General features: G+C 63.1%; 15 protein-coding genes and 1 pseudogene. 15 read left to right on the plus strand and 1 reads right to left on the minus strand.

All coding sequences use genetic code 11. The features are described from left to right. Positions 1–19: 19 nt before the first annotated feature. Positions 20–1,270: a sarcosine oxidase subunit beta family protein gene (locus XH93_RS12470; RefSeq protein WP_194473723.1), complete on the minus strand. Its 1,251-nt coding sequence runs from the start codon at positions 1,268–1,270 to the stop codon at positions 20–22. A 106-nt stretch (positions 1,271–1,376) separates the two neighbouring features. Between XH93_RS12470 and XH93_RS12475 the strand changes: the two genes are divergently transcribed. The 15 genes and pseudogenes from XH93_RS12475 to XH93_RS43080 all read left to right on the plus strand — a co-directional run. Beyond that, positions 1,377–2,315, plus strand: a complete 939-nt coding sequence (locus XH93_RS12475; protein ID WP_175607158.1) for a GlxA family transcriptional regulator — start codon at positions 1,377–1,379, stop codon at positions 2,313–2,315. 348 nt (positions 2,316–2,663) lie between these two features. Next, complete coding sequence (ureE, locus tag XH93_RS12480; protein ID WP_194475124.1) at positions 2,664–3,188, plus strand: urease accessory protein UreE; 525 nt, start codon at positions 2,664–2,666, stop codon at positions 3,186–3,188. A gap of 2 nt (positions 3,189–3,190) precedes the next feature. Further along, positions 3,191–3,862, plus strand: coding sequence for an urease accessory protein UreF (locus XH93_RS12485; protein WP_139487330.1), 672 nt, complete (start codon positions 3,191–3,193; stop codon positions 3,860–3,862). An 11-nt stretch (positions 3,863–3,873) separates the two neighbouring features. Then, positions 3,874–4,569, plus strand: a complete 696-nt coding sequence (locus XH93_RS12490) for an urease subunit gamma (RefSeq protein WP_139860709.1) — start codon at positions 3,874–3,876, stop codon at positions 4,567–4,569. Positions 4,570–4,601: 32 nt separating this feature from the next. Then, entirely contained in the window at positions 4,602–6,311 is a 1,710-nt protein-coding gene (gene ureC, locus XH93_RS12495) for an urease subunit alpha (protein ID WP_139860706.1), read from the plus strand. Between the two features lie 4 nt (positions 6,312–6,315). Further along, positions 6,316–6,969: an urease accessory protein UreG gene (ureG, locus tag XH93_RS12500; protein WP_194473724.1), complete on the plus strand. Its 654-nt coding sequence runs from the start codon at positions 6,316–6,318 to the stop codon at positions 6,967–6,969. Continuing rightward, positions 6,935–7,783, plus strand: a complete 849-nt coding sequence (locus tag XH93_RS12505; protein ID WP_194473725.1) for an urease accessory protein UreD — start codon at positions 6,935–6,937, stop codon at positions 7,781–7,783. The genes ureG and XH93_RS12505 overlap by 35 nt, the downstream gene beginning before the upstream one ends. A gap of 370 nt (positions 7,784–8,153) precedes the next feature. Further along, entirely contained in the window at positions 8,154–9,482 is a 1,329-nt protein-coding gene (locus tag XH93_RS12510; protein WP_194473726.1) for an extracellular solute-binding protein, read from the plus strand. A gap of 155 nt (positions 9,483–9,637) precedes the next feature. Continuing rightward, entirely contained in the window at positions 9,638–10,537 is a 900-nt protein-coding gene (locus XH93_RS12515; protein WP_244622568.1) for an ABC transporter permease subunit, read from the plus strand. 1 nt (position 10,538) lies between these two features. Next, entirely contained in the window at positions 10,539–11,459 is a 921-nt protein-coding gene (locus tag XH93_RS12520) for an ABC transporter permease subunit (protein ID WP_194473728.1), read from the plus strand. 10 nt (positions 11,460–11,469) lie between these two features. After that, the gene (locus XH93_RS12525; protein ID WP_139487338.1) at positions 11,470–12,231 is read left to right on the plus strand and encodes a glycerophosphodiester phosphodiesterase family protein; all 762 of its coding nucleotides are present in this window, start codon (positions 11,470–11,472) and stop codon (positions 12,229–12,231) included. Further along, positions 12,228–13,766 carry an alkaline phosphatase gene (locus XH93_RS12530; protein ID WP_194473729.1) on the plus strand — a complete coding sequence of 513 codons (1,539 nt, stop codon included), beginning with the start codon at positions 12,228–12,230 and terminating at the stop codon, positions 13,764–13,766. Before XH93_RS12525 ends, XH93_RS12530 begins: the two co-directional genes overlap by 4 nt. Before the next feature lie 77 nt (positions 13,767–13,843). Then, entirely contained in the window at positions 13,844–14,749 is a 906-nt protein-coding gene (locus tag XH93_RS12535) for a sugar-binding transcriptional regulator (RefSeq protein ID WP_139487539.1), read from the plus strand. A 146-nt stretch (positions 14,750–14,895) separates the two neighbouring features. Continuing rightward, complete coding sequence (locus tag XH93_RS12540) at positions 14,896–15,912, plus strand: zinc-binding dehydrogenase (protein WP_194473730.1); 1,017 nt, start codon at positions 14,896–14,898, stop codon at positions 15,910–15,912. A gap of 114 nt (positions 15,913–16,026) precedes the next feature. Then, positions 16,027–16,578, plus strand: a pseudogene (locus tag XH93_RS43080) (transposase); the annotation flags it as partial. Positions 16,579–16,707: the final 129 nt, after the last annotated feature.

Genomic DNA, 16,707 nt, shown 5'->3' on the forward strand with positions numbered 1-16,707 from the left:
CGGGACACTCGTCGCAATCTCAATGGAGGTTGGGTTGGGCGCCCTGGCCCTTTTCGTCGATGAGATGGCCAGTTTCGAAACGGTCCAACCGGTAGTCGGACGCGACCTCATGATGTTCGTCGCGCGCGAGCAGGTGCGCGAAGCACCAGCCCGAAGCCGGCGTCGCCTTGAAGCCGCCATAGCACCAGCCCGAATTCAGATAGAGCCCGTCGAGCGGCGTGCGGTCGATGATCGGCGAGCCGTCCATCGACATGTCGAGCAGGCCGGCCCAATTACGAAGGATGCGGACGCGTCCGATGATCGGCATCAATGCCATGCCGCCTTCGCAGACGTCCTCGACGACGGGCAGGTTGCCGCGCTGCGCATAGGAGTTGTAGCCGTCGATGTCTCCGCCGAACACCAGGCCGCCCTTGTCGGACTGGCTGATGTAGAAGTGGCCGGCGCCGAAGGTGACGACACAGGGGATCAGCGGCTTGACGGCCTCGGACACGAAGGCCTGTATCAGATGGCTCTCGATCGGCAGCCTGAGACCAAGCAACTTCGCGACCCTGGAGCTGCTGCCGGCGACCGCCAGTCCGACCTTTCCGGCATGAATGGTGCCACGCGTGGTCTCGACGGCGATCACACGATCGCCTTCACGCAGGAAGCCGGTAACCTCGCAATTCTGCACGATGTCGACACCGAGATCGCTCGCACCGCGTGCGTAACCCCACACCACGGCGTCGTGACGGGCAGTGCCGCCGCGACGCTGCAGCAAGCCGCCCTTGATCGGAAAGCGGGCATTGTCGAAATCGGCGAATGGCAGAATGCGGCGAACGGCGTCCGTGTCGATCAGCTCGGCGTCCGCTCCGGCCAGCCGCATGGCGTTGCCGCGGCGCGCGAAGGCATCGCGTTGTGCATCGGAATGAAACACGTTGAGCACGCCGCGCTGACTCACCATGGCGTTGTAGTTGAGCTCCTGCTCAAGCCCCTCCCATAGCTTCATCGACCATTCGTAGAACGGCTCGTTTCCGGGAAGCAGGTAGTTGGAGCGGATGATGGTGGTGTTGCGTCCGGCGTTGCCGGAGCCGATCCAGCCCCTTTCCAGCACCGCGACGTTCCGCAGGCCGTGCTTCTTTGCAAGATAATAGGCTGTTGCGAGACCGTGGCCGCCGCCGCCGACGACGACGATGTCATAGCTCGGCCGCGGCTCGGCATCGCGCCATGCAGGCTGCCAGTCGCGATGGCCGCGCAGCGCCGCGCGGGCAAGGGTGAGGAAAGAGTATCGCATGAGCCGCAAAACCGGAGACCAGCTTGTGAGCGGGAGCATGTACTGATAAGTACGTAGCAGCATGGCAAAAAACGACGTAAACTTATCTCAAAGCGACACACCTCGGATGAGCCGGGTCGGCTTCCTGCTCATCCCGGGCTTTCCGCTGATGTCCTACGCGTCCGCGATCGAACCGCTTCGTGCGGCCAACGTTCTGACCGGACGGGTCCTGTATCGTTGGCGCCACATTTCGATTGAGGGACAAGAGATCGTCGCTTCCAATGGCGTGCGGATTCAGGCGGACGCGAGTATCGCCGACATCGGGCGGATGGATACGATCATCGTATGCGCCGGCGGAAATCCGCAAAGTTTCCGTCATCCGGGCACGATGGCGTTCCTGCGCAAGGTTGTCCGGCATGGTGTGCGGTTGGGGGGAGTGTCGGCTGGTCCCTTCCTGCTTGCCCGAGCAGGCGTGCTGGACGGCTACCGATGTACGCTTCACTGGGAGCACATCCCGGCATTCACCGAAACATTCCCCTTCCTGCATCTCAGCCAGGCGTTGTTCGAGATCGATCGCGACCGGTTTACCTGCGCGGGCGGTATCGCGGCATTGGACATGATGCACGCGCTGATCCGTATCGATCACGGCGCGCGAGTGGCGGCCGCTGTCAGCGACTGGTTCCTGCAGACCGAAGTCCGCCGCGGCGAAGTGGCGCAACGTCTTTCCCCCACCGAGCGCTTCGGCGTCCATCATCCAAAGCTGGTCGTCGCGCTGTCCCGGATGGAGGGAAACGTCGAGGCCCCGCTGACCCCTCGTCGGCTGGCGCGGCACGCCGGAGTTTCGGTGCGGCAGCTCGAGCGGCTGTTCGCCAAATATCTGCGCACGACGATCACGCGGCGCTATGCGCAAATGCGACTTGAGCGCGCCCGGCTGCTGCTGAGACAGACGTCGATGCCGATCGGTGAAATCGCGGCGGCTACCGGCTACGGAACGCCGGCAAATTTTTCACGGGCGTACCGGGGGCAATTTGGACTTTCTCCGCGCCAGGAGCGTCTCGTCGAATGATGGCGTGGAGTTCATTCTGAGCCCGAGATCGCATTTGCTACGGTTCGCGCCCATGTTGCCGCCGAAATATCTGGCAGAGCTGCCGCTCCATTGTGCAATCGCGGAGCCGCAACGACCATCCGTATCGATTGGACTTTTGAACGTTGCTGCTGAAGGACCGAGCGCGGCGCCTTGAATACGGCTGTCTCGGATGACAATTCGGGTAGCTGGCGCGTTGGCTTGAACGGCGATGCGTGCGTTGGCACGATCTTGGCACAAGGAGAGGCGTTCGATGCTCTTTCCCTGCATCCGATCAGACTCACCGCTCTCCATCATGGCGAAGTGGGCAATCTTCGGAGAACAACGTTGATGCTGCGTATCGAGTGCGTATTGGGAAGCCGGGTGGAGCCCGAACTCTCCGAGCAACTGCACAGGCTCGAGCATCGGGGGGCGGTCGACATCGTGACCATCCCGGTAGTCGATTTGGCACGACGTCGGCTGCTGATCACCACGAGCGGCGGCGAAGAACTCGCTATCGCGCTGCCCCGGCATCAAAAACTGTTCGATGGCGCGGTTCTTCTGCTGGAGAAAGAGCGGGCGATCGTGGTGCGGGCGGCCACGGAGCGCTGGCTGCGGCTGGAGCCGCGCTCGTTGAGCGACGCGATTGAGCTCGGCTACCAGGCGGGCAATCTCCACTGGCGCGTTCGCTTCGAGGGAGAGGTTCTGCTGGTGGCCCTCGAAGGACGTCCGGAAGACTACCTTGCCAGGCTCGAGGGCCTCATCGAGTCCGGCCGCGTCGGGGCCGGCGTGATTGAGCAAGCCGTCGATCATGAAGCTGCGCCTTTCGCGGAGCACGGGCACCCCCACTCCCGCCCTCCTGGTCACGGCCACTAGCCATGCTGTCGACGCTTCGCGCAATGTGGCAGGCTGACGGAGCCTTTCCCAGCGGATCGTTCGCATTCTCCTACGGACTGGAGGGCGCGATCGCGCTGCGGGAGGGAATGCAGCAGGCAGAGTTTGCGCAGCTGATGCACGCAATCATCCGGCATCGTTGGGCGACGTTTGACCGTATCGCGCTCGTGCGCGCGTTTCGGGCCGGCGCGGACCTTGCGACAATCGCCGGCATAGATCGCGAGGTCGAGGCGTCGACGCTGTTCAGTGCCTTGCGTCGGGGGTCGCGGCGCAACGGCGCCTCGTTTCTCGCCACGCACGCGCGGCTCGGCAATGAGTCTGCGGTTAGTCTGCGAGACGCCGTGCGTCGCGGCGAATGTCTCGGTCACATCGCCGTCATGCAGGGAGCGGTCTGGTCTACGGTCGGGCTCGACGAGGAACTCGTCCAGCTGACCAGCGGCTACGCGGCGGTCTCCGGCCTCATCACCGCCGCCATACGTCTCGGCGCAATCGGCGTGCTGCAAGGGCAGACGATCCTGCGAGATTGCCTGCCGCTGATCCAGCAGTTCGTGGTGCAGCCGGTGGCGATCGATGCCGAGATGGAAAGCTTTCTCCCGTTCCTCGACGTCGCGTCCGCGCGGCACGAGCAGGCCGATCTCAGACTGTTTGCCAATTGAGGTGATGCGGCATGTTATTGACCCCAACCGAGCTTGAACGACTGACGATCTTCAGCGCCGCCGGGCTGGCGCGGCGCCGCCGCGAGCGTGGCCTGAAGCTCAACTATCCGGAGGCGGTAGCTATCATCACCGACGAGATACTCGAAGGCGCGCGGGATGGCCGCTCGGTGGCCGATTTGATCGGGTTCGGCTCGACGATTCTGACCACGGCAGACGTGCTGCCTGGCATCGCCTCGATGATGGACATCATTCAGGTCGAGTGCGTCTTTCCGGACGGAACCAAGCTTGTGACCGTCCACGAGCCGATTCGTCCTGCGCCGGGTGCTGAAGCCGATCCCGAGCATCCCGGCAAGGTGCAGGCACTGGACGGCTCGATCGAGCTCAATGCCGGCCGGCGCAAGGTCACGTTGACCGCGGTCAATACCGGCGATCGGCCGATCCAGATCGGCTCGCATTTCCATTTCTTCGAGGTCAACAAGGCGCTCGAATTCGACCGCTCCGCCGCGTTCAACATGCGCCTCGACATTCCGGCCGGGACGGCGGTGCGGTTCGAGCCCGGCGGATCCAAGGAAATCTCGCTGGTGGAATTTGGTGGGCAGAAGGAACTCACCGGTCTTAACAACTTGACCAACGGCCAGGGCGGAGATCCGGCTGTGCGCGATGCAGCTTTGGCGCGCGCCAGGTCGCGCGATTTTCGCGGGGCGTAGTTGGCAAACACCAATAAATTGAGGGGACTCACGTGACCAGGATCGACCGGCGGGACTACGCCGCCCTCTATGGACCGACTACCGGCGATTCCGTGCGTCTCGGCGACACCTCACTTTTCGCCGTGGTCGAGAAGGATCATGCCGTCTATGGCGACGAATGCCTGCATGGCGGCGGCAAGACGCTGCGCGACGGGATCGGCATGGCCGGCATCACCAGCGCCGAGGGGGCGCTCGATTTCCTGCTGTGCAACGTCACCGTCATCGATCCCGTCATCGGCATCGTGAAGGGAGACCTCGGTATCCGCAACGGACGAATCGTGGGTATCGGCAAGGCTGGCAATCCGGCCATCATGGACGGCGTCGATCCGTATCTGATCGTCTCGACCGGCACGACCGTCCGCGATTGCGAGGGGCTGATCGCGACTCCCGGTGCAATCGACGTTCACGTCCATTTCGACAGCGCCGGCCTCGTCGAGCACGCGCTTGCCAGCGGCATCACGACGATGATCGGGGGATCACTTGGCCCCATTACCGTCGGCATCGACTCCTCGGGTCCATTCAACACCGGGAAGATGCTGCAGGCAGCCGAAGCCTGGCCGATGAATTTCGGCTTTCTCGGCCGCGGCAATTCGCATCGTGCGCCGCCGATGGTGGAGCAGCTCGAGACCGGCGTCATGGGTCTCAAGCTGCATGAGGACTGGGGTTCGATGCCGGCGGCGATCGATACGTGCCTGCGCGTCGCCGACGATTACGACTTTCAGGTGCAGATCCACACCGATACGCTTAATGAATCCGGCTTTGTCGAGAACACGCTCGAAGCGATCGGCGGCCGCACCATTCACATGTATCACACGGAAGGTGCGGGCGGTGGCCACGCACCCGATATTATTCGCGTCGCCGGGGAGATGCACTGTCTGCCGTCATCCACCAATCCGACCAACCCCTACACGGTCAACACGTTCGACGAACATCTCGACATGACCATGGTCTGTCATCACCTCAATCCGTCCATTCCCGAGGATGTCGCCTTCGCCGAGAGCAGGATCAGGGCGCAGACCATTGCTGCCGAAGACGTGTTGCATGACATCGGTGCGATCTCGATGCTGGGTTCTGACAGCCAGGGCATGGGCCGTATCCACGAGGTGATCTGCCGGACGTGGCAGCTTGCTTCCAAGATGAAGGATCAGCGGGGCCCGTTGCCCGAGGAACGGCTGGGTTTTGGCGACAATGCCCGGATCCGCCGCTATATCGCCAAATACACCATCAATGCTGCAAGGACCTTCGGCATTTCCGACCACGTGGGCTCGCTGGAGGCCGGCAAGCTCGCCGACATTGTGGTGTGGCGTCCTGCATTCTTCGGCATCAAGCCGGAGCTTGTCATCAAGGGCGGGTTCATCGCATGGGGCGCCATGGGCGACAGCGCGGCGTCGCTGATGACCTGCGAGCCCATGCTGATGCGGCCGCAATGGGGCGCATTCGGTCGTGCGCCCGCCGCCCTGTCCGCCTGCTTCGTGCACCCGCTGGCGCTTGAGCGCGATCTCGGAGGAGCACTTGGACTTTCGAAGCAGCTGCTGCCGGTCGGCAACACGCGCAAGCTCAGCAAGCGCGACATGCTCTGGAATGACGCCTGTCCCAACGTGTCTGTCGATCCTGAAACCTTCGAGGTCTTCGTCGATGGCGTGCTAGCGACCTGTGAACCGGCGCGCGAGTTGCCCTTGGCGCGACGCTACATGTTGAGGTGAGGTGATGCGTGTTCAGGCCGCCTTCAATTTACAGGCAGGCCGTTCCGGCCCGGGTGCTGCGCGCGTCGGCATCGGTGGCCCGGTCGGCTCCGGCAAGACCGCGCTGATCGAGGCGTTGATCCCCGTGCTGCAACAGCGCGGCATCGATTTCGCCGTCGTCACCAACGATCTCGTCACCAAGGAGGATGCCGAGCGGCTGCGGCGCTCCGGATTGATCGATCCCGCGCGCGTGACCGCGGTCGAGGCCGGTGCTTGCCCGCACACCGTGATTCGTGAAGACCCGACCCTGAATATCGCTGCCGGCGATGATCTTGAAGCCCGCTTCCCCGGTATTGAGCTGATCTTGTTCGAATCGGGCGGCGATAATCTTGCCTCGACCTTCTCGCTCGATCTGGTCGACTGGTGGATCTTCGTCATCGACGTGGCCGGAGGAGACGACATCCCGCGGAAGAAGGGGCCTGGCCTGTTGCGCTGCGACCTTCTCGTCGTCAACAAGGTCGATCTGGCGCCGTATGTCGGCGTCAATATTGATCGTATGCTGGAAGAGGCAAGAGCGGTACGCAGCGGTCGCGCCGTGATTCCGACTAATGTGCGTGGCGGGTTTGGAATCGAGGAGGTCGCGGATGCAATCTCTGCCTCTGTCCTCTTCCGCGTTTGATACCGGCCGCGCTGCGGAGGCTCATGTTGTGGCGGAGCGGGCCGGCGGCCGGACTATCCTGCGCCGCCAGCATGTCGGTTATCCGCTGCATGTGACGCGGGGCTTCTACCTCGACGCTGCGCGGCCCGATGTCCTGACGCTCTACATCCAATCGGCATCCGGCGGGCTCTATGCAGGCGACCGTTTGACGCTGGATGTCGACGTCGGCACGGAAGCGGCGCTCCATCTCACGACACAGGCCGCTACCGTCGTACATCACGGACGAGGGGGCCGCTCGATGCAGCAGTTGCGCATCCGTGTGGGCCCGCGGGCGTTCTGCGCCATATCAAGCGACCCCTATGTGCTGTTTCCCGGCGCAAACCTTGCGCTCGACGCCACCGCCGTGGTTGGGGAGGATGCCGTGCTGGTGCTGGTCGATGGCCTCGCGGTGCACGATCCGCGATGCTCGGGACATGGCTTTGCCGAATATGTCACCCAACAGCGCGTGATGCGGCCGGACGGCAGACTCCTGCTGCTGGATCGCGGGCGTCTCGCGGGCGGGCAACTGCGAAACGGCGCGTTGGGGACCATGGCGGCAGCCGCAAGCGCCTTGCTCGTGGCACCACGAGACAAGCTGCCCGGCATCTTGTCGTTGACCCAGGCTGCGGACGAATGCGGCTGTCTTGCGGGCGCATCGGAGGCACCGAACCAGGCCGGGCTTGTGGTGCGCATGCTTGCGCCCGACGGCGGAGTCCTGACGCGCGGAATCGAAGCTGTGTTTCAAGTCGCCGCCCGCGCGGCGCTGGGCATAGAAGCCGCGCGACGGAGGAAGTGACAAGGATCGCGGTGGCCCCAAAAATAGATCGAGGTCAAGCCTGGTGTTTGCTGTCGAGAACAACGTTCCGAGTTAGGATGCCCGCCGATGAGAAAACAGCGCCTCCCCCTGTTCGTTCGTTTGCCGTCGTGACGCCTTGCAAGAGACCGCTCCGGATCGTCTTGGCGCGCCGGGCGGATCGTTGGAGCGGCAGAACTGCCTGAAGGGTGACACCGGACTCATCCCGGAACACGGCCGGTTCTGGCTAGCCCCTCGCGCTGGAACAAATCTGCCCCCTTTCATCACGCCGACACATATGTCATTGTAAGAATACAAATGCTCGAACTGGCCAGCAGGCCAGCTAACCGGGCTTTGACAGGGAGGACCTTCCATGAAGAGAGCAGCATTCTTGGCGGCTTTGTTCACGGTTTTGGCGCTGGTGTCCCCGGCGAAGGCCGCGCGAATCGAGGTGCAATGGTGGCACGCGATGAGCGGCGTGCTGGGCGATCGGCTCAATGAGGTCGTCGAGAAATTCAACAAGTCCCAGGACAAGTACACCGTCGTTGCCGTGGCCAAGGGCAATTACGACGAGGTGACCAACGGGGTCATCGCCGCCTACCGCGCCAAACGGCCGCCGGAGATGGTGCAGATCGCCGAGCGCGGCTACATGACCATGCTGCTGTCGGATGCCGTGGTGCCGGTGCAGGATCTCCTGGAAAAGCAGGGCTACAAGATCGACTTCGCCGATTTCATCAAGCCTGTTGCGAGCTTCTGGAGCTACAAGGGGCGGATGTCGGCGCTGCCGTTCAACTCATCGACGCCGATCCTCTGGTACAACAAGGATCACTTCCAGAAAGCGGGCTTCGACAAGCCGGCCGACACCTGGCAGGAACTGGAAAAGCAGCTCTACGCCATCAAGGCCAAGGGAATCAGCGAATGCGGCACCGTGCTGCCCGGCGACTTTTACTGGAGCCTGCTGGAGAACTACAGCGCCATCAACAATCAACCCTATGGCACGCTGGCCAACGGGTTTGACGGTCTCGGCACCGAGTTCGTCTACAACAAGACCAAGGTGGTCTCGCAGGTGGCGCGGCTGAAGAAATGGCTCGATGACGGCATCATGCAGATTGCCGGTCAGGGATTCAGTCCGGAGCAGTTGTTCACCTCGGGCCGCTGCTCGACCTTCGTCAACTCGACTGCCTCGCACGGCAATATCGAGCGCAACGCCACCATCAACTGGAGCGCCACGTTCCTGCCGCATGAAAGCGACATCGATCCGCCGCTCAACAGCACGATCGGCGGCGGCGCGATCTGGGTGATGAAAGGCCACACGCCGGAGCGCTACGAGGCTGTGGCGGCCTTCCTCAACTTCATCGCCCAACCGGAAACCCAGGTGTGGTGGCACGGCGCCACCGGCTACGTTCCGGCGACCAATCGCGCTTACGAGCTTGCGCGCGAGCGAGGCTATTACAAGGATCACCCGACCCGGGAGATCGCCGTGCTACAATTGTCGCGCGGGACTCCGAACGAAAATTCGCGCGGCTTCCGCTTCGGAAATTTCGTGCAAACCATGCTGGCGCAGCGCCAGGAGGTGGAGGCGGTCTTTGCGGGCCAGAAACAGCCGCAGCAAGCTATGGATGACGCGGTCAAGCGTGGCAACGAGATCCTCCGGCAGTTCGAGAAGCTCAATGCCGGGAAAAACCTCGACGGCGATCGCTAACGGCCATGACCGCGCGTTCGTCAGCGACGTGGCGTGACGTGGCTGGGTCCGCGCAATCGCGTTCCGCTGCATTGCCTGCCGGGCAGGTCTCGCGCGGCGCGGCGGCCGATGGCGGCCGGGCCGTTGCGTCGTCGCGGAAGAGGGCGCGGCCGGCACTGGAGGCGGGCCTGAAGCGGGCGAATTTCGGCGAGGGGCCGGGCCTGCCGACCTTGCTGCTGCTGCCGCAATTTCTGATTCTGCTGTTCTTCTTCTTCATCCCCTCGCTGCGGGCGCTGACGCAGTCGGTGCTGCTGTCCGATCCCTTTGGCACGACGGTCCAGTTCGTCTGGCTCGACAATTTCAAGGCGTTGTTCGCCAATGGCGAGTACCGCCAGTCGATGTGGGTGACGTTGCAGTTCACGGTCGGACAGAACGTGCTGACATTGCTGGTCGCCCTGGTGCTCGCCTTCGCCACCGACCACATCGTCCGCGGCCGTTCGGTCTACCGCACCATCATTCTCCTGCCCTATGCGATTGCGCCCGCGATCGCCGGCATTCTCTGGGCCTTTCTGTTCAACCCGGCGGTCGGGCCGCTTGCCCAGATGCTGCACGCGCTCGGAATTGGCTGGGATCCGAACCTCAATCCGAACCACGCGCTGATTCTAGTGGTGCTGACCGCCTCGTGGAAGCATATCTGCTACGATTACATTTTCCTGGTGGTGGGCTTGCTCGCCGTGCCGGTCTCGCTGATGGAGGCGGCGGCGGTCGACGGTGCCGGCCCGATCCGGCGCTTCGTCTCGATCGGCCTGCCGATGCTGGGGCCGACCGTGTTCTTCCTCGCCGTGATGAATTTCATCTACGGCTTCTTCGAGACGTTTGCGATCATCGACGCCGTCACCAGGGGAGGACCCGCCGGCGCCACCAACATTCTTGTCTACAAGGTCTATGTCGACGGTTTCGTCAATCTCGACCTCGGCTCCTCCGCCGCACAGTCGGTGCTGTTGATGAGCTTCGCGCTGCTCTGCACGCTGCTGCAGTTCCGCTATTTCGACCGCAAGGTCAATTACGGAGTTTGAGATGGTCGAGCGCGCACCTGTTCTCAACTTCTTCTGCCATGCCATTCTGATCGCGGGCGCGCTGATCGTGTGCGTGCCGCTCTATTTCGCCTTTGTCGCCGGTTCGCTCACGATCGGCGACGTGCAGAAGGTGCCGTTGTCATGGCTTCCGGGCGATCAGTTCTTCGCCAATTTGCAGGCGGCCTGGGCGAAAGCGAATTTCAGCCGCACCTTTGTCAATTCGGTCGTCGTGGCGCTCGGCATCACCGCCGGCAAGATCGTGGTATCCTTGCTCTCGGCCTTCGCCATCACTTATTTCCGCTTTCGCTACCGGATGCTGGCATTCTGGCTGATCTTCGTCTCGCTGATGCTGCCGATCGAGGTCCGGATCGTGCCGACCTTCGAGGCGGTCGCCAACGCAGCGCTGCCGTTGCAATGGGTTGTTGATGCGCTGCATGTTGCCGATCTCTGGAGCTGGATCAGCGGCCACGAGATCACGATCGCGCTCGAATGGAATATGGTCAACACCTATCCCGGCTTGATCCTGCCGCTGATGGCCTCGGCGACAGCGACTTTCCTGTTTCGCCAATTCTTCCTGACCGTGCCAGACGAGCTCTGCGAGGCGGCGCGGCTCGACGGCGCCTCGCCGCTGCGCTTCTTCTGGAGCATCCTGCTGCCGCTGTCGGTGCCGAACATGGTGGCGCTGGCGATCATCCTGTTCCTGTTCGGCTGGAATCAATATCTTTGGCCGTTGCTGTTCACGACCGACAAGGACATGGCGACTGCGATCATTGCCCTGAAGAGCCTGATTCCCCGCTCGGACAGTGAACCAGCCTGGAACGTCGCCATGAGCGGCGCGCTGCTGACCATGTTGCCGCCGACCTTGGTGATTCTGCTGTTGCAGCGCTGGTTCCTGAAGGGGCTCGTCGACAGCAGCAAGTAAGGAGAAGCAAATGGTCTTCATTGCCGGACACCGCGGCGCTCGCGACCTTTGGGCCGAGAACAGCCTGCTGGGCTTCCGGAACCTATGCGGCCTTGGCGCCGACGCAGTCGAGTTTGACGTGCACCAGAGCTCGGACGGCGGGATCGTCGTGATCCACGATCCCTTGCTTGACCGCACCACTCATGATGCCGGGCCGGTCGGCGAGCGCAGCCTGAACCGGCTGACCTCGACGCGACTGCGCGATGCCGGTGATGAGTGCATTCCGACGCTATCGTCGGTGCTCGACGTGTTCGACTCGACCGGGCTCGAGCTGCATATCGAGATCAAGACCGATGCCCTGGGCAACGCCTATCAGGGACTCGAGGCGAAGCTGATCGAGGAGATCAGGCGGCGCGACCTGGAGCGACGCGCGATCATCACCTGTTTTGTCCCCGAGGTAATCGAAACGGTGCGGCGCCTGTCGCCGCATGCACGAGTGCTGGTGTCGCTCGATCGTCGCTCGGCGGAAATGATGGGCGGGTTCAGGCCGGCGCTGGAGCGGCTCGCCAAGATTCGCGACTGCATCGTGGCGATCGAAAAGTCGCTGCTGGCGCCGGCGCTGCCACTGGCGCTAGGCATCCTCGGTACGGCGCGGCTCGGCGCCTGGGTCACCAACACGCCGGAAGACATCAACTATTGGTTGGCCCAGCCGGTGCGGCAGATCACGACCGACCGGCCCGATCGCGCTGTCGACATCAGGCGCAAGCGCGCGGCAGTCCCGGTAGCGACATGACCGCAGGGATTTCGCGACGGCGTTTGTTGACGGGATCACTAGCGAGTGCCGCGCTCGCCGCGCCCTTCGGCGTCGTGCGCGGAGCGCCCGTTCGTTTCAGCGCCGATCCCTACACGCTCGGCATCGCCTCCGGCTGCCCGCGCGCGGACAGTGTGATCTTATGGACGCGCCTAGCGCCGCGGCCGCTCGAAGACGGCGGCATGCCTGATGCGCCGGTCGAGGTGGAATGGCAGGTTGCCGAGGACGAGAAGTTTGCACGTGTCGTGGCGCGCGGTACTGAGCACGTGACGGCCGATCTAGCGCATTCCGTGCATGCCGAGGCGAGGGGGCTGCAGCCCGATCGCATCTACTGGTACCGCTTCCGCGCGGGTAGCGCCGTGAGCCCGGTCGGGCGCACGCGAACCGCGCCGGCCGGGCACAGGGCGCGCGTCCGCTTCGCCTTCGCCTCCTGCCAGCAATATGAGCAAGGCTTTTTCAGCGCCTATCGCGACATGGCCACGCGCGATCTCGATCTGGTCGTGCATCTCGGTGACTATATCTACGAGCGATCCTGGGGATCGCGCCATGTGCGCCAGCACGGTGTCGGGGTTCCGACGACGCTCGCCGAGTACCGGAACCGCTACGCGCTCTATAAGGGCGATACCGATCTGCAAGCCGCGCACGCCGCCTTTCCATGGCTGTCGATCTGGGACGATCACGAGGTCACCGACGATTACGCCAATGACCGGTCCTACACGGTGCGGGACCCCGGCCAGTTCCTGAAGATTCGGGCCGCCGCCTACCAGGCCTACTACGAACACATGCCGCTGCCGCTGTCGGCGCGGCCGCGCGGGCCGGACGCGACGATCTACGAGCATTACAGGTTCGGTGACGTGATGGACGTTCTGCTGCTCGATGACCGGCAGTATCGTTCGGCCTCGGCATGCGTGAATGGCGGGCGGCCGACCTGGATCGTTCCATGCGCGGAGCGGACCGAGGAGGCGCGGACCATGCTGGGCCGCGCGCAGGAAAACTGGTTCGACGAGCGCCTCGGCAACTGCCACGCGCCCTGGACGATCATCGCGCAGCAGACCCTGATGGCGCAGGATCGGCGCGGCGCCGACGACGACGACCACTACTGGATGGACGGCTGGGACGGCTATCCCAGCGCGCGCCGGCGGCTGCTCGATGCTTTCGCCGCGCACCGGACGCGCAATCCGGTCGTGATCGGCGGCGACCGCCACGCCTTCTTTGCCGGCAGCCTGAAGCGCGATTTCACGAAGCCGGACGAGCCCGCCATCGCGACGGAATTCGTGGGCACGTCGATTACGTCGGATGGTCCGGGCGAGGCCGCGACGCGCAAAGCGATTGCCGACAATCCGCATCTGACGTTCGCCCGCGGCGACAAGCGTGGCTTCGCCACTGTCGAGCTCGATGCGAAGACCTGTACCGTCGGGTTCGAGGCCGTCGACAACGTCAAGGAGATCGATAGCGGTGTGCGGCGGTTGGCGACTTTTGTTGTCGAGGACGGGGTACGAGGACCGAAGGTGATCTAGTATGAGCTTCTGACTGTGCTCCAGGAGATTGCGCTTTGAGTGACCAGGTTAGCTTGCGGATTGCGTGGCTTTATTACATGGAAAATTTGACCCAGGCCGAGATTGGCGAGCGGCTCGGGCTGACGCGGGCGCGCGTCAATCGTATGCTGTCGGAGGCCCGCAACAGCGGCATCGTCAGTATCCGGCTAAATTCGGAATTTGCGAGTTGCACCGAGCTGGAGCACCAACTGCGCGAACGGTGCGGGTTGGACGACGCGGTGGTGATCCCGAGCCCGGAAAACCCTGAACTGGTCGCAAGCCTGATCGGTATGGCGGCCGGAGCCTACCTGTCGAAATTTCTGGAAGAGAAGCGACCACGCACGGTCGGCATCGGCTGGGGTGCGACCCTGCGTGAAACGATCCGTCACGTCACGCCGGCGGAGTACCCGGAGCTCTGGGTTGTTTCGATGATGGGAGGCCTCTCGCGCGGCCTCGAGCTCAACACGTTCGAGATCGCGGGCGAATTGGCGCGCAGGCTACATGCCAAATGCAGCTATCTGGCCGCCCCGATCTACGCCAGCAGCAGGCGCTCGCGCGACACGTTCATGGCGCAGGAGGTCTACGCGGAGGTTCTGGAGCGGGTCGGTCGGCTCGATCTCGCGCTACTGAGCCTGGGCGATCTCTCGCCGCGCTCTCTGTTGGTGCGGCACGGTTTGCCGCCGGATGTCGCCATCGACGATCTGCGTGCGGCCGGGGCGGTCGGCGACGTGCTGGGGCAGTATCTCGATCAATCAGGCCGTCAGATCAATCACGGCATCAATTCGCGCGCGATCGCCTTGCCGATCGAAAAGCTCGCGAAGACACCGACGGTGATGCTGATTGCCGGAGGCACCAACAAGGCGCCTGTGATCGCAGCGGCGCTGCAGGGCCGGATCGGCAAGGTGCTGGTTACGGACGAGAAGGCTGCTGCCGGAGCGCTCAAGCTGATCGGCAAGCGGCAATGAGCCCGTTTCCGGGGCGCGACCGCGTGAACGCGATCGTCGTCGATGCCGGAGCCGTCAGAACATTTGTAAATTAAAAGATACATATGTATATTGGTCGTGTCGCTGCAGGGTGACGCCGAAAACATGCAGGAAGCGGAACTTTGAACATGCGCGCAGCGGTTCTCCACGATGTTCGCGATATTCGCGTCACTGAAATCCCGACACCGACCCCGGCGGCGGACGAGGTCGTCGTGCGTGTCAAGGCCGTGGGCGTGTGCGGCAGCGATCTGCATTCGTATCTGGAAGGCGGCACGACCGGCCCGACCCGCATCAATCCGTTCGTGCTTGGCCACGAGTTCTCCGGCACTCTGACCCCGGAGAGCGCGCGCCGCGCGGGATTGCCGACAGACGTGCTGATGGCGGTGGACCCGGCCATTTCCTGCGGCCGTTGCGAATGGTGTCATCGCGGCCACACCAATCTGTGCCCGAATGTGCAGTTTCTCGGCTACGCTCCGAACAATGGCGCGATGGCCGAGTTCATCTGTGTGCCGGCATCCGCCGTGCATATCGTGCCGGACAACATTGACCCGGCGGCAGCCGCCATCCTGGAAACGCTCGGCGTTGCGATCCATGCCATGGACCTCGCACGTCCGCGGCTAATGGAGACCGTCGCGGTGCTCGGCTGCGGCCCGGTGGGATTGCTGCTGATTCAGCTGGCGCGGTTGGCCGGCGCCAGCAAGATCATCGCGATTGATCCGGTCAGGGCGCGCGCGGAGCTGGCTTGCGACCTCGGGGCCGACGTCGGTTGCGGCAGCCACGAAGACGTCGCCGCCTGCACTGACGGACGCGGGGCTGATCTCGTCGTCGAGGCGACCGACTCGTCACACGGTTTCGAGCATGCCGCGCGTAGCGCCCGCATTGGCGGCCGCCTCGTCATCGTTGGAATCCCGGAGAACAATCAATACGCGCTGAGCGGCGCGGAATCTCGCCGCAAGGGTCTCTCGGTCAAATTCTCCCGCCGCATGCCCGAGGTCTATCCACGGGCAATCGCGTTGGCGGAAAGCGGTCGCGTCAAGCTCGCGCCGCTTGCAACGCACCGATTCTCACTCGAACAAACACCCGCGGCGTTCGAGCAGCAGGTCGCGCGTCGTGACGGGATCATCAAAGCGGTGATCTACCCTTAGGTGAGCAAATGCCGTTGGCTGAGCAACGAGCCATTACCAGACAAGGAGATCCACAAGCTGCGAACTTGATCCGTCGTCTCTCCCCTGAATTTGGTTCGCTTGCGAGTTTAACGAATGGCTAAAGCGCTTATCTTCGATTTCGATGGCGTGGTCGCAGACAGCGAGGTCTTGGCCAATACCGTTCTTGCCGAAATAGTGACCGAATTGCGCGTACCGACGACAGTCGCGGACTCTTACCGCTGCTATCTGGGCAACGATTTGGCGAAATCATCACCGAAATCGAGAAAACGGTCGGTCGAACACTGCCTCCAACGTTCGCTGCGCAATTTCAGGCGAGGACTTTGGACAGCTTCAGGCGGGCACTCGTGCCGATTGCCGGTATGCGGGAGTTCATTGCGAAATTCAGTCACGTGCACGGTGGGAGCTGAGCATCTACTCGAGGCCGTGCAGCAGCGCCTTGATGCAAACCCAGAAGCGATGAGCCAGCGTCGAGAGACAGTCGAGCATCCGTTCGGCACGATGAAGGCCCGCATCGGAGCGACGCACTTCCTGACCAAAACGCTTCCAAAAGTAGCTACCGAGATGGCTCTCTCGGTTCTGGCCTATAATCTGACACGGGTCATGAACATCGTCGAGATCAGGCCGCTTATCGTCGCGATCGTGGCCCGAGATTCGCCAGGTTCTGGCTGCCAGGCCGGACATCCCCAAGGCCCGTTCTTACACGGCCAAGACCCATAGCGGACTTGGGACCCGGATAGACTCGCAACTCAGAAATGGTTCGTTTGGGCCAACTCG

The sequence above is a fragment of the Bradyrhizobium sp. CCBAU 51753 genome, from assembly GCF_015291565.1.
In the GTDB taxonomy this organism is placed as follows: domain Bacteria; phylum Pseudomonadota; class Alphaproteobacteria; order Rhizobiales; family Xanthobacteraceae; genus Bradyrhizobium; species Bradyrhizobium ivorense.